The 13,144-nt window shown below is 66.6% G+C and carries 9 protein-coding genes; 4 read left to right on the forward strand and 5 right to left on the reverse strand.

Translation table 11 applies throughout. The features are described 5' to 3' along the window. Window positions 1-95 precede the first annotated feature (95 nt). The gene (locus ACIBQ1_RS52150) at window positions 96-551 is read left to right on the forward strand and encodes a tyrosine-type recombinase/integrase (RefSeq protein ID WP_397289794.1); all 456 of its coding nucleotides are present in this window, start codon (window positions 96-98) and stop codon (window positions 549-551) included. Between the two features lie 37 nt (window positions 552-588). Beyond that, window positions 589-1,071 (forward strand): hypothetical protein, encoded by a 483-nt coding sequence (locus ACIBQ1_RS52155; RefSeq protein WP_397289796.1) that lies wholly within the window; start codon window positions 589-591, stop codon window positions 1,069-1,071. A gap of 269 nt (window positions 1,072-1,340) precedes the next feature. Here the strand turns inward: ACIBQ1_RS52155 and ACIBQ1_RS52160 are convergent, their stop codons facing one another. Continuing rightward, entirely contained in the window at window positions 1,341-2,084 is a 744-nt protein-coding gene (locus ACIBQ1_RS52160) for a DUF6461 domain-containing protein (RefSeq protein WP_397289798.1), read from the reverse strand. Between the two features lie 314 nt (window positions 2,085-2,398). On the opposite strand from ACIBQ1_RS52160, the gene ACIBQ1_RS52165 reads away from it, so the two are divergent. Continuing rightward, window positions 2,399-3,442 carry a hypothetical protein gene (locus tag ACIBQ1_RS52165; protein WP_397289800.1) on the forward strand — a complete coding sequence of 348 codons (1,044 nt, stop codon included), beginning with the start codon at window positions 2,399-2,401 and terminating at the stop codon, window positions 3,440-3,442. On the opposite strand, the gene ACIBQ1_RS52170 is transcribed toward ACIBQ1_RS52165, so the two are convergent. The 4 genes from ACIBQ1_RS52170 to ACIBQ1_RS52185 all read right to left on the reverse strand — a co-directional run bounded on the left by ACIBQ1_RS52170 (window position 3,414) and on the right by ACIBQ1_RS52185 (window position 10,027). Further along, the gene (locus ACIBQ1_RS52170) at window positions 3,414-4,352 is read right to left on the reverse strand and encodes a phosphatidylglycerol lysyltransferase domain-containing protein (RefSeq protein ID WP_397289802.1); all 939 of its coding nucleotides are present in this window, start codon (window positions 4,350-4,352) and stop codon (window positions 3,414-3,416) included. The genes ACIBQ1_RS52165 and ACIBQ1_RS52170 overlap by 29 nt on opposite strands. Before the next feature lie 78 nt (window positions 4,353-4,430). Then, window positions 4,431-5,651, reverse strand: a complete 1,221-nt coding sequence (locus ACIBQ1_RS52175) for a transposase (protein ID WP_397289804.1) — start codon at window positions 5,649-5,651, stop codon at window positions 4,431-4,433. 137 nt (window positions 5,652-5,788) lie between these two features. After that, complete coding sequence (locus ACIBQ1_RS52180) at window positions 5,789-8,758, reverse strand: hypothetical protein (protein WP_397289806.1); 2,970 nt, start codon at window positions 8,756-8,758, stop codon at window positions 5,789-5,791. Window positions 8,759-9,676: 918 nt separating this feature from the next. Continuing rightward, window positions 9,677-10,027: a hypothetical protein gene (locus ACIBQ1_RS52185; protein WP_397289808.1), complete on the reverse strand. Its 351-nt coding sequence runs from the start codon at window positions 10,025-10,027 to the stop codon at window positions 9,677-9,679. A 176-nt stretch (window positions 10,028-10,203) separates the two neighbouring features. Between ACIBQ1_RS52185 and ACIBQ1_RS52190 the strand changes: the two genes are divergently transcribed. Further along, window positions 10,204-12,987 carry a sigma-70 family RNA polymerase sigma factor gene (locus ACIBQ1_RS52190; protein WP_397289810.1) on the forward strand — a complete coding sequence of 928 codons (2,784 nt, stop codon included), beginning with the start codon at window positions 10,204-10,206 and terminating at the stop codon, window positions 12,985-12,987. The last annotated feature ends 157 nt before the right edge of the window (window positions 12,988-13,144 follow it).

A 13,144-nucleotide genomic window follows, 5' to 3' on the forward strand; every position in this document is an offset into this window, starting at 1 on the left:
GCAGGGGGAAGCCGGCCGCGCACTGCATGATCCCGGACGTCAAAGACTCAGGTCACGAACCTACAGCCGCGAGTCGCGAGTTAACCAGCAGGATCGTGCTGGAGGCCAAACGCGGCCGCGTACGCCGCAAGGGCGGCACCATCGACTGGATCCTGTGGCAGTCCGGCCCCGCCCGGCTGCTGCCCCGCTTGCTCGCCGGCCGTACCCGCGGCCCGGTCTTCCTCACCGACCGGCGCCCAGGCCCGGCCCGCACCCCCGCCGGAGCCGACCTGTGCCCGGTTACCGGCCGTGTCCGTCTGTCGTACGAACGCGCCGAGTACCCGTTCAAGCAGGCCACCAAGGACATCGACCCGACCGGCGCCGGCTACACCCTCCACCAGCTGCGCCACTCCCGCCTGACCCACCTGGGCGAGGACGGCTGGTCCGCTTCCATGCTCATGGCATTGTCCGGCCACCGGAACCTGCGTACCCTCGGCATCTACGTCCAGCCCAGCACCGAAGCCGTCGCCGCCGCACTCGCCGAACACGACCCCGGTCGCCGACGACACTGACCACGACCTCATACCGCCAGCAGGGTGATCGCATCGCATGCCTCCTGACCGAAGCCCGATCCGGGTTCAGCGGGTCTCCCGCCTGCGCCGGTGGTGGACCCGCATCACCACGCCACACGCCCCGTTGCGCCTCGTCTACCACCCGTCCACACTTCCGGCCGGCCTGCGCGAAATCTACGTCTACGATCCCGGCGACTACGACATCGCCCGCCTGGTCTGGCAGGTATGCGACGCCTGCCGCTGCGGCAGCATCAACAAGATCTCCATCGACCAGGAATGGCAGCGCCAAGGGCTCGGCCGCCGCTTGATCCACCGTGCGCTGCGCGACGGGCCGGCGTATGCCTGGGTCACCTCAGGCCAATCTCCAGAGGCCAAGAAGTTTCTTCCCGATCATGAGCGCGGAGGCGGGAGCAGCCTTCCCCCGCACGGCCCGTCATGTCCCCATACCGGGCTCGACCGGGAAGGCCTTGCTGCCGAACGCATCCCGCCACCGCGCGCGGTGATCGAGCACGACATCTGACCCGCGCCACGTCATGGACAACGCCGACCACCAGTCCGCCGCCTCATCCCCAGCAGGTGCCGAGGCTGCCGCGCCTGACTACACCGTTCCTCAACGCCAAGACGGCTGGCCCAACTGGCTCGGCCGCCGCCTGATGCGCAGCTCCGACCGAGCGAAAATCCGTGAGGCGCTCGAGACTGGGCTACCCGACGGACTCCTCACCGTTCCCGGCCCCTTCCTGTGCTACCTCACCATCGACGGCCTGGACCGCGTCACCGACCAGCGCAAGCTCATCCGGCCCCGTGATCAGGCTCAGGGCCGCCTACCGCTTTCAGCTGCTCGAGTAAAACGCCGAGGCTGGTCCCGCGCTGAGGCTCTTGCGACGGTGGCAGGTCGGCGATCGCGCCCACCAGGAGTGGTCCGTCCAGCAGGTCGGCGGTGAACGTCACGCCGGTGAGGCGGGCCGCCATCGCGAACATCCGCGCGAGGCCATGTCTGGACAAGTCGTCGTAGCGTTGGTCCCAGTCCTCATCTGAGCTCTCCTCGAGAGGCAGGCCGAACTCGCGCATGAGGCCGGCGAGCCGGTCGGTGTCGGCACCGGAGCGATGCTCGGGAGAAGTCGGGTCGAAAGCCGTGAGCACCATGCCGTCCGCGGCGTAATGGAAGTAGTCGCAGGCGTAGTCATGCCGTGAGACGGACACCACGTCGGTGCCGGCCGACAGCCGCGCCAGCGTCGGGTTGTCCGTCCCCGACCAGCCCATCGGTTCCACCGCCGCGCACCCATCGCCGGTTGCGACCACTCCGACATAACCACCTCCGTCACCACCCTCGGTCACCATCGTGAAGTCGGAGACCGCCAGCTCCAGGTCGGCGAAGCTCATCTGCGTGCTTGTGCGGGCGCCGAACCTGCGCAGTACTTCGGCCGGGTCGAGCCCGCGCAGCAAGGTCACGCAGTAGATCTCGCCGAGCAGGTTGCCCCGATCGTCGTACGGCGATTGCAGCCAGCGGAACGGCGTCAGCGCATCGATTGTCATGTCGCGATCTTGGCAGGCCCTACCGACAAAGTCAGGCCGACTTCGCCCTTCCGCGCGCACCTGCTGTCCGAGAGCCGGCCTGTTGCCGCCGGAATTACGGAAAGTCACTACCACGGCCCTCGGCATCGAGAACTTGCGAAAGTTGAATAGGTGGCTCCACCAGTACGATCCCCCGGGTGGGGCGCGGGAGATCACACAGTTGATCCGAGCCGTTCGCCGCGGCGTCGATCACCAGAACGACGCTCGCGGCTGCGGTGGTCCGCGCTCTTGACGTTCGCCCACATGGAATGTGCGCGTGTGACATCATGACGTTCATGATCAACTTCTCCTGGTATCGCCGATTCTGCGACGAGTCCAGTGCCGCCTTCAGGAAATTGGGCCTGGTGGACGAAGAGCAGTATGCGCGCGCGATGCGTGATACGCGGACCGTTCCGCTCCAGGTAGGTGATCAGATCGTGCCCGCACTCTGCCCGATCGAATACGCGACCGGTTACGACGGTCCGCGCACGCGTAAGCTGACATCGCACGACGCCACATTCCTCCTCACCGTTCCTCCCGCGCTTCTCTCGGGACTCGATACGGAGAGTCTGCCAGCCGAGTTCGCCGTGCTCGTGGAGAGCGACCATGCCGACACGAAGACCTATAAGGAGGAACTCAGGAAACGCTTTCCCCAGTCGACCGCATGCGATTTCGCGGATCCACGCGCGCGCGCCGGTGCCGCCTCGATGATCGCATATGCGGCGACGTTCCGCCCACGCGAGGATGCCGAACCGAAGGGCGAAGAAGGAGCCGTCCTATTGGACGCGCACGCTTTGGGCGGCGATGCGTGCCTGGCGAACGAGCTATGGGATCTCTATAGTGGCCGTTTCATGTGGCTCGGAGAGCACCATCCCGTCTCCATGGAGGAGTCGCAATCATTCTTCACCGCCGCCCTCTTCCACGGCGACACTCGAACGCTCGTGAAGTTCGAACAGAACCGGCCGGTGTGCGTAGGTCTGTTCATGGAGGGCCTCGATCATTGCGATTGGCTCGCGCCATCATTCCGGCAGAACCTCCAAGGACAGGCCGCGGCCCGGAACGAGGGCATCCTCTATTTCTATGGCATCGCCAGCAGCGCCCGGGCGGGCGAGGCGTACGCGGAGGACGTCATGGCGCTGCTGGGCAAGGTGATCTGGGAATCCGGCAAGGCATGCCGTCTGGTGTTCGAGTCCACCAATCTGTCCAGCGACTACATTCCCGTCCTTGTCGAACGTCGCGCACAGGAGAGCCCTTACATCGACTTCACGCCAGGAAGCGTCGCCGCGCTCGGGCGAGTGGACTACTGGTATCTCACGGTGAACGGATGGTGTAGCGCTTGAGCCTGCCGGCGGGACGCAGCCTGTTCTTGTGGAAACGCAGGCCGTCGATGCCGAGGTCCTGCTCCAAGTTGATGAACCGCAGGCCCTTATCGGCAAGGTAGCCGAGAACGGCATGGTAGGTCGCGTCGAACAGGCCGTTGATACCTCGATCGTACTTGAGGTGATTGACGATCGCCCAGCCTGGTTGCGGCGGGAGATGAAAGACGGCGAAGCTCACGAGCTTGCCGTCGATCCACAGGCCGACGCACTCGAACCCGATGACCGTAGCGAGCGAGAAGGCGCGCTCTGTCGCGCGACGCTCCATGTCGTCCGGGTCATTTCGCAACCCACCACCATGCCGTCGCCATTCGTCCAGGCGGTTGAATATCAGGTGCTGGGACGCGGTGTCGCTCGGGTCGATCACGTCCAATCGGGCCCGCCCGTCATGGCGGCGCCAGAAAGCACGGTTCTCCTTTCGGAGCCTCGCAAAAGAGCTGTCGGACATCTTCAGCGCCATCGCGATGTCGAAAACGTAGTCGCTGCTGGCTGGATCCTCCACTACTTCGGCATTGCCCCGAATCCGAATCTCGCGTGTCGCACATTCAGGAACCATGCTCAACTCATGGGCGATGCCGTGCCGCCCTTGGAACGCGAAGACGGACCGCGCGGCCTCGTCACAGCCATCGACGCCCAACAGCGTGTAGGACTTCCGGCCTTCGAACACATTGGTGAACCGTAGGATCAGGCAGTCGCCGCGCGTACTGACCTCCAGATCGTTCTCCATGTCCAACCATATGAGCAGGTTGTTGAAGCTGAAATCGGCATACGGCTCGACCTGCCTGTAGGTGGCCACATAGCGCTGCTCATCGCCTGCGGTGAGCCGCCGGAAGGCGGGGAAGGAGGGGAAGATCACATAGGTGCTAACGATCAAGGCATGGAAGAGATGCGTTATGGTCGCCTCCTCGGAGCGGTGTAAAAGGCTCAACGAGGCAGGTGCCGTGGGCTGATCTTAGGCGGCAGCCGTCTCGGGTGTCGAGTCGGACGATGCAGTGGCCGCCGGGTGCAGCGGGGTGGGCGGGGACAGCAGGGCGCGGCGCAGGTCCTGCAGGGTGCGCAGGCCCTTGCTGGTCATGGTGAAGCCGCGCCAGCCGCGGGCGGCGCGGTTCAGCACGGCCCAGACCAGCGAGACACAGTTGGTCTCGCCGGGGAAGCGGCCGATGACCTTGACGCGGCGGCGGGTCTCGCCGAAGGTGCGCTCGATGAAGTTGGAGTGGCGGATGCGCTTGTGGTGCTCGGGTGGGAGTAGGTAGGTGGTCAGGCTCTGCCGGTCGGTCAGCAGGCTCTTGACCGCGGCCGGGTAGCGTCCTGCCCACGTCTGGGCGAAGGCGTCGATGCGGGCCTGCGCCCACGCCACCAGGTCCGGGCCGGGCTCGATCTCCTTGTCGTCGTTGTTCAGGCTGCTGGCGTCGAAGATGTTCCAGAAGGCGGCCTTGACCTCGGCCTGGTCGCCGGCACTGACCTTCGACAGGACGTTGCGGCATTTATGGATCACACAGCGATGCCGCAGCGAGCGGGGAAAGACCTGCTCAGCAGCGGCGATGAGACCGGGCGCGCCGTCGGAGACGACCAGGAGCGGCGGACGCAGCCCGCGGGCGGCCAGATCGGTCAGGAACAGGTAGTCCAGTTCGACCGCCGACAGGTCGCGCCGGCTCCAGGCGTCGTACTCGGCGACGATGGCTTGGCAGATGGTCGAGACGGTCGACTTCGACAGGGCTGCCTCGGGGCCGAGCGCGTCGGCCAGGGCGCCTTCGACGTCGCGTACCGACAGGCCGCGCACGAAGGAGGCGATGACCAGGGTCTCCAGGGCGTTGGTGCGGGTCACGCCGGCGCCGAACAGGCGGGAGGCGAACGCTTCGGTGGTGCCGCGCAGCTTCGGCCGGGCGATGGTGACCGGCCCGGTGGTGGTCTTGATCGTGGTCGGGCAGTGTCCGTTGCGGTGACCGGGCCGTACGGCGTGCGCCTCGTCGCTGCTGCTGGTGGCGGCGTTGGCGCGTTGGTAGCGGGCGCGGCCGAGGAAAGCGTCCACCTCGGCTTCGACGGCGGTCTGGATGATCAGGCGGGCACCGAGACGGGCGACGTCCTCGATGACCTCGACCAGGTCACGACCTTCGGTGAACAGGGCGTCGATCTCGGCGCGGATGGCCTGAACGGGCGGTAGTGTGCGTGCCACGAGCGTAGGTCCTTGCGTAGTGCGAACTTTGGACGGTTCAGCACGGCAACCTACGCTCGTTCTCTTTTACACCGCATCTCGGACGCGACCTGCAACCGCGAGGTGATACCTCAGTCTTTCAAGCTCTGTAGCGGCGGTCATGGACGGCATTTTATGGGGTTGGATATGTCCCCGGCGGGATTGGTCACGTGCCGGCAGAGACCCAGCCGGAGTGTGTGCCAGTCGTTGTAATTGGTGTACTCGTAGTCATTGATACCGTCGGCCTTGGGACGGAAGTACAACTGAGTCTTGACAGAGCCCGACGCGTCGAAGGCCGAAGCGAACAGAGCGCGAAGATTGGTGTCCGCGCCGGGTTCGAAGATCAGGTCGACGCCGTAGGAGAGCAACCACGCATTGTCGAATGCTGCTCTGACCCCTACCTTTTCCGGCTGATCCGGGCCTTTCTTGTAGGTCATCAGCATCGCCAGCGGACCCGGCTCGTTTCCAGCCGCCATCGTCGGATATACGAGATAGAACCGTCCGGGATACTCGGAGGCCGAGCCGGAAGGCTGCCAGGCCGTCGCGGGGCGGCCGTAGAGGGGCTGGGCGCCTTCGATCACATCGGTCATACGCCAGCGGTCGGCAGTTTCATCGTAGGCGTACACGACCGGCACGCCGTTCCGCACGTCGTAGGTGAAGGGCGCGAAGATCCCGTAAAGCGCCTTTACCCCTGGGGCGGAGGGCAGAAAAGTGTAGGCAAGTCCTGGTGACGCGTTCACGTTGCTGGTGAAGGTCGCCCCGGAAGAGCTTCCGTCCTGGACACGGAGATACTTCTCACCTGTCCAGCCGATGTAGGTCACCAATCGGTTCTGCATGAGACGATGCACGGGGTTCTTGTACACCAGATAGACGTTCGACCCGTCGCCTGTGGCGGCAAGCGACGGCGGGCCGAGTCCGACGCCCCCGGGGACCTGTTCCCGGCGGCTCCACTGGTAGCCCCCCGCTGCACTGTTGATCCGCCGCTCCCAGATCTTGCCGGAGCCGTCTATCGTGACCACCAACACCTGCTCCGCGCTGGAGCCGTTGAAGCGGACTCTGACGCGCTCGGCGTCGACTCCTCCATCGGCCGCCATGTCGGTCCGGCGAACTTCCTGCCATCTTCCGCAACCCGTGCCGATCTCCTGGCAGTCCCACGGCGAGGTCGAGTAGGCGTACCACAATCTGCCGCCGTTGACCCAGAAGGCGTACAGCCTGTTCCCGATGCGGGCCAGCGCCGGTGGCCGGCTGGTTCTGCCATTCGCCGCCGCGCCGGGTGTCACCGACGCCTTCAGCGGGACTTGATTGTGCCTGGTGTACTCGCAGTCCCCGCCCGGCTGATAGTTGGCATAGGCCGGCACTGTCGTGCCTTGCGGCGCGTATTGCCCATCCCTGTTCCAGTCGACATGTCCCTGGGCCTGGTCCACTTGATAGCCGTAGACGGAGCTCAGCACATCCATGTACCTCACGGACGCGGGGCTGTCCGGACTCTTCACCGCCTGAAACTCGGAAAGCCGGGCATTGTTCAGTGACGGTTGCTGCCGTCCGTCCGAGAATCCAAATCGTGAATCACCGTAAAAAGCATAGTTCATCACGCTGGGATAGTTCGGCTTGCAGTTGACGCCGCGCGCGGCCTGCGGGGCACTAAAGGGTGCCGCATGGTCCAGGCCCATGCTGTGTCCGGTTTCATGTACAGCGTTGCGCCCGTCCAGGAAATTGTACGAAGAAGTGAACCCCTCGCCGGTGCTGCCGCCACCCGTTCCGTAGGAGAGGGCGTATCTGAATATCCCGCGGCGAGCCTGTAGCATGTTCTTCTTCCAGGAGTCCTGCGCTCTGACTCCTTTCCAGAAGGTGCCGTCGGTGTGCTTGGTGACGCCGCCGTCATCCTTGTCCCCCTGGATGGCGTCGACGGAGGTATAGCCTCCCCAGTCTCCGTGAATCGTCACCTCGTCCGGGTTGAGCGCCGCCGCACCGGTGTCTATGTGCACGCTGATCCCGGGCCGCAGGTCAGGATTACGCACCGCCCGTGCGTTGTTGCTTTGATCCGCCGGATCCGTCGTCAGCCCGTCGCCGAAGACGACCGCGAATTCCCGTACGGCCGCCGGGGACATACGAAGCTTGACCGCGTCCAGGTTCTCCTGCTTCGTGCGGCGCATGAAATCGGCTTCAATGAACAGATCCTTGTGGCGAGGGTTGGCCCCCCAAACAGGCAGCGGCTGCGAAAGGCCCAGGGGATGAGCGCGGCCGAGAACCTCCCAGCCGTCACCGATACCGTCACCGTCAGTATCCCTCGCCTCAAATGCGCAATTGTGATTATCGCGGTGATCCCGGGGGTTGAGCGCCGCGCAGGTGCCCAATTCTCGTTCCAGCTCACTTCCCAAGCCGTCCTTGTCCGGATCATGCCCTGCCAGTGCGACGTCGTTGCGCATCACACGTACCGGTCCGCCGGGAACGGTGGGCACCACCCAATCTCCGGTCGGAGCAGGCTGTGGAGTACGGACGTGGATGAGCTGCGCCACCATGACCGTCCGTGCCGCGATCGCGTCCGGAAAAGCCATGCGTGGCCCCATGCCGGCGGACTCCGTTGCCTGCTTGTCGATACCGAGGCCGTCGTTGGAGATGAGATACAGCCCGTGGCTGGAACGGTGCCGGTTCTGATCGCCTCGCCTGGGCAGGACTGCTGTGGCGATCTCCTCTGCGGCGCGAAGGTTCGCCAAGTTCACGAACGCTCCGCCCACCGCGGCCGCCGGTGCCATCGGGACGCCATCCTTGTAGATGACCGCGCCGCCTGTGCTCAGTCCGTTCCGGGCGCGTACCAGCAGCCGAAAGGCTCCGCTGCCGGCTGGGGTGTACGTGATCCTCGCGGCTCTGTTGCCCGCCCCGTTGTCATCCACCGCCACCTGCCTGCCATCCGCGTCGAACAGGTGCAGCACAGGGTCGCTGCCGGGGGTCAACCTTCTGGTCTCGTAAGTCACCGGCGCCTGGGCGGTGAGTTGGAGACCGTAGACGGTAATCGGTGTGTCTTCCCGTTCGAACACCATCTGGACGGCAGCCTCGGTCGGGTTCGCCCACAGTGGCCGGACGACTGCCATGATCAAAGTGGCTATGAGTGCAACGCGAAAGAATTCCCGAGATGTACACATTTGCCGCATCTTTTCGATAGACGTGACAGGGGCCGGGCCCGTATGCCGTTACGTGGCGGCGAATGGAAAGGTTCCTGGATTACGTTCACGCGGTGACGTCGCGTGGGATCATCCGAAAACAGAGTGGGTGCTTCAGTTTCTCCCTGTCCTGGACATCAGGCATACCTATTGATCAGCTTAGATGCCTGATGCAGCCGAACTGAATCCAAGGGAAACCAAATTCGCTTTACGGAACTCCGCGGACGGTGGCCGGCACCTCATCCGGATTCGAGCCGTCGATCGCGCCCCCGACAAAAACGATCGATGCCCGAGCCGCGCGCGTTCGGGAACAAGGCTTCCTGAGCGCCGGCACAACCCCGGCGCCCGCTCTCCGATCCGCTACGCCGGTGCTCGGGCGGCCGGGGTGGGCAGCCGGTCGCTGACCTGGAGGACGAAGTCGCGCAGCGCGTCGCAGGAGTTCCACACCGGCGAGCCGCAAGGCAGTCACGATCCGTCCGGCGTGGTGTTCACCGTGCTGGCCGCGTTGTCGGGGATGGAACGTGAGTACATTCGCGACCGTACCTTGGAAGGCCACGAGAGCGCCCGCAAGAATGGCAAGGCCATCGGCGGCGCCACCGTCACCGACGAGGCCATGCTGTCCATGGCGCTGCATCTGCGCGACCAAGACCTCAGCTTGCGCGAGATCGCCTCCCGCCTGGTCATTACCCAGGGCGCCAAGAGGGGCCGGCACCCCTCCCCGGCCACCGTCATGCGCATGCTCCGCGACCACGACACCAGCATCGCCGAACTCGACGCCAGAGCCGACGATGCGAGCAACGGCCGTAGTCCCTCCCCTGAGGAGACGCCTTGCGGATCGTGGCCGGTCGGTTACAGTTTGGGTGTTCTGTTCTTTCGGGGGTTGGCCTTCTGCGAGGCGCCAATGGCCTCGATCGACCGGACCGTCTCGATGTGCGTGTGCGACCACAGCGCGGCCAGCTTCTCCGCGGCCTCGGTCGAGGGCAGATGCGTGACCAGCCAGCGCAGTTGGCGGCCCGGCTCGCGCAGGGCGCGCAGCCGGACCCACTCGGGGATGGCCACGCTGATCACCAGCGCCACGTATCCGAGTACCGTGACGGCGCCGGCGATGAGCAGGCCCGTGGTGCCCTGGCTCGCCGCGGCGGCGTTCAGGCCGGCGGCAGCGGCGATGGCCGTGATGCGGTGCCCGGTGCCCGGATTCATCGTGGCCTCCGGACGTGAACGCGCCGGTGTGTCCCAGTACAGAGCATGGGAGTCCTCCTCGGGCTCGAAGCCGTGTGGAGGCACGGGGGACGATCATCGGAAATCTCCCCCTGAATTACGAAAATCTGTTGGGCGAATTTTTCGGTGCCCGCCTTGCCGTGGCTGGAGGTGCGGCGATGTCCGATGAGCTGATCACCGGCCTGTCCGACCTGGACTGGCAACACCTGTCCGACGCCGAACTGGTCCAGCGGGCCCGAGCCGCCGACGCCGCCGCTGACCGGCAGGCGGGACTGGCCGCCATCTTCGCGCGGCATCATCGCGCCGTCCTGGCCTTCTGCGGCGGGCGACTGCAGGATCCTCATGCGGCTGCCGACGCGGCCGCCGAGGCGTTCGCCCAGGCGTTCGCCGAGCTGGCCAGCCTGCGGGAGCCGGAACGGCTGCGCGGATGGCTGATCGGCATCGCCCACAACCAGTGCCGGGAGCAGTGGCGGATCCGCGACAGGACCGCGCCCCTGCCGGAGCACGAGGACGCCGAGCAGGAGGCCGACGCCTACGACAAGGCGAGCAAGCGCCGCAGGGCCCAGGTCGACCGGATGTTGGACACCGTGGTCGCCACCTTGACCGACAAGCAGCAGCAGATCTTCCGTCTGGCGATCCGTGACGGCCTGACCGGCGCCCGCCTCGCCGCCCGCCTGGGCACCACCTCCGCACAGGCCAGCCGCCTCGCCTCCGAGGTCATCACCATGACCTACAAGGGGTTCGGCGCCCTGGTGCTGGCCCGGGAAGGCCGACGGTTCTGCGCCGATCTCGCGCGCATCCTCGACCAGGCCACCAGCCAGGCGGACGACTTCGACCGGTTGCTGCGGCAGCGGATCATCCGCCACCTCGACATCTGCAAGACCTGCGACAACTGCACGGTCTGCAACGTCCAGCGCGAGCGGCTCGTCCGGCCGTACGCGCCCGCGCTCATCCCCGTCCTGACAGCACCCGTGGTGAAGGACCGGGTCAGCGACAAGATCCGCATCCTGGCCGCCGTTCCGCTCGTCCCGCCGGTCGGCACCGATCGGGACGGGGACGACGATCCGCTTCCGGTGAGCCTGCTCGGCGCGGAGAGCCCGGTCGAGGCCGCCCCCGCACCCGGCGGCAGAGCAGAGAAACCCGCTGAAGACGAAGCCGCCGCCACCGATGACGGCGCCACCGATGACGGCGCCACCGATGACGGCGACGACGATGACGGCAACGGCGGGGCGATCGTGGCAGGAGGCGCGGGCGGGAGTGTGAGCGGCGGCGACCGCTCCGGGCCGGGCCGCGGCCGGGGGCGGCGCTCGCGCAGGCGGCGCAGGATGACGGCTCTCCTCCTGCTGATCCTGCTGCTTCTGGCCGGTGGAACCGCAGGCTGGCGGCTGTTGCACGACGACACCCCCGCGCCCGTGCCCGCCGCCGCGCCCGCCGAAGCGCCGAGCGCGCCACTGTCCCTGCCGCCCATCGTGACGCAGATCAGCGGAACCTACACACTGGAAAGACGGCTGGTCTCGTGCACCTACACGGAGGGGTGCGCCAAGACCCTCATGCCGATTCGCGTCAACTGCGCCGCCGATCAGTGCGTGATCCTCCGGACCGACGGAGTCTGGCACGAAGCCCACCCTCTGTCCTACGACGGCCGCGACGCGCTGCGGGCGGCGGGCCGCGACGATGGGGCGGCCTTCTGCACCGAGAACAACGCATCAGGGGGCAAGAGCCGCTACGACGCCGCAGGCACCACGATCGTTGTCGAGCTCACGGTGGACTCCTGGACGGTCGGCCCCGATCGCGTACGGCGGCCGGACACGCTCCACGGCACCTACCGCATGGCCAGCCCGCCGTCGAAGCATTGTGACAAGGCGGCGAAAGGGGCCTACGACCTGTCCTGGCAGACCCCCAGCATCGCGCTCGGCCGTCCGGCGACCGCGAGCGGCCAGGCGGACACGGCTCTGGCGCCGGCCGCAGCGGCCGACGGCGAGGTGGGCACCTACTGGGAGAGCGCCAACCACGCGTTCCCGCAGTGGTTGCAGGTGGACCTCGGCGCCGTCTCCAGCATCGGCAGGGTGACGCTGAGGCTGCCGCCGTCCTCCGAGTGGGCCTCCCGTACGCAGACCCTGTCGGTGCTGACCAGCATGGACGGTTCGGCGTTCACGACCGTCGCCGAGTCCGCGAACCGCACGTTCACGCCGGCCACCGGCAACACCGTGTCGATCACCGTGCCGCCGACGAACGCGCGCTACGTGCGGGTCGACGTCACCGCCAACACCGGCTGGCCGGCCGCGCAGGTGGCGGAGTTCGAGGTGTACCCGAGCGGCCCCGTGCCGGAATCGGCGACGCTGAGGGCTGGGCCGCCCTCGCCCGCGTTCGCGGTCCAGGCCCTTGGCAGGACCAGCCCGGCGCAGGCCGTGACGGTGGTCAACACGGGCACCGCGGCCGCCTCCATCGCGGGCGTCTCGGTCAGCGGCGATTTCCTGCAGACCAGCACCTGTACCGGTTCGCTCGCGGTCGGGGCGTCGTGCGTGGTCCGCGTCAGGTTCCGCCCGGCGGCGTCCGGCAGGCGTACCGGCTCGGTGATCATCACCAGCAGCGCGGCCAACAGCCCGACGACCATCAGGCTGTCCGGCATCGGCGCCGGTGCCGCCGGTACCCCGAGTTTCCTCTCCCCGCGTGCGGCCAGAGTGAAGATCACCGAGCGCCTTACCATCAGGGTGAAGCCCGTCGAAGGCTCTGCGGGCTACCTCTTCGGCTTCTTCCAGCGCGGCAAGATGGTGTGGGAGAACCAGCGGGACGAGGGGCATCTGTCCGGCACCGAGTACGTGATCGAACCTGGCGGCGAGGCTCACACGCACCTGCGAAAGGGGGCGCTGGAGATCTGGGCCAGGGCGCTCGTCGACGGCCAATGGAGCGAGGCCCGCGTCATCACGATCACTCTGGTGTGATCAGGGTGGGGGCGCGCGAGTTGTCGGAGGACCGCGTACGCCTCGGCGCGGGCACTCTCCACGGCGCCCTCGACCGTCTGACCCGGCCCGCCACCGTGGTGCGCCCCCCTGCGGAACCGGCCGGCCGACCTCATGGTCAAGGACGCCAGACGCCGGT

Origin of the sequence: Nonomuraea sp. NPDC050153, from assembly GCF_044460125.1 — a bacterium.
In the GTDB taxonomy this organism is placed as follows: domain Bacteria; phylum Actinomycetota; class Actinomycetes; order Streptosporangiales; family Streptosporangiaceae; genus Nonomuraea.

Bases quoted from the DNA above. Each gene is read 5' to 3' on its own strand.
- ACIBQ1_RS52155 (WP_397289796.1), top strand. From the start codon at position 589: ATGCCTCCTGACCGAAGCCCGATCCGGGTTCAGCGGGTCTCCCGCCTG.
- ACIBQ1_RS52160 (WP_397289798.1), bottom strand. From the start codon at position 2,084: ATGACAATCGATGCGCTGACGCCGTTCCGCTGGCTGCAATCGCCGTAC.
- ACIBQ1_RS52165 (WP_397289800.1), top strand. From the start codon at position 2,399: ATGATCAACTTCTCCTGGTATCGCCGATTCTGCGACGAGTCCAGTGCC.
- ACIBQ1_RS52180 (WP_397289806.1), bottom strand. From the start codon at position 8,758: ATGGCAGTCGTCCGGCCACTGTGGGCGAACCCGACCGAGGCTGCCGTC.
- ACIBQ1_RS52185 (WP_397289808.1), bottom strand. From the start codon at position 10,027: ATGAATCCGGGCACCGGGCACCGCATCACGGCCATCGCCGCTGCCGCC.
- ACIBQ1_RS52190 (WP_397289810.1), top strand. From the start codon at position 10,204: ATGTCCGATGAGCTGATCACCGGCCTGTCCGACCTGGACTGGCAACAC.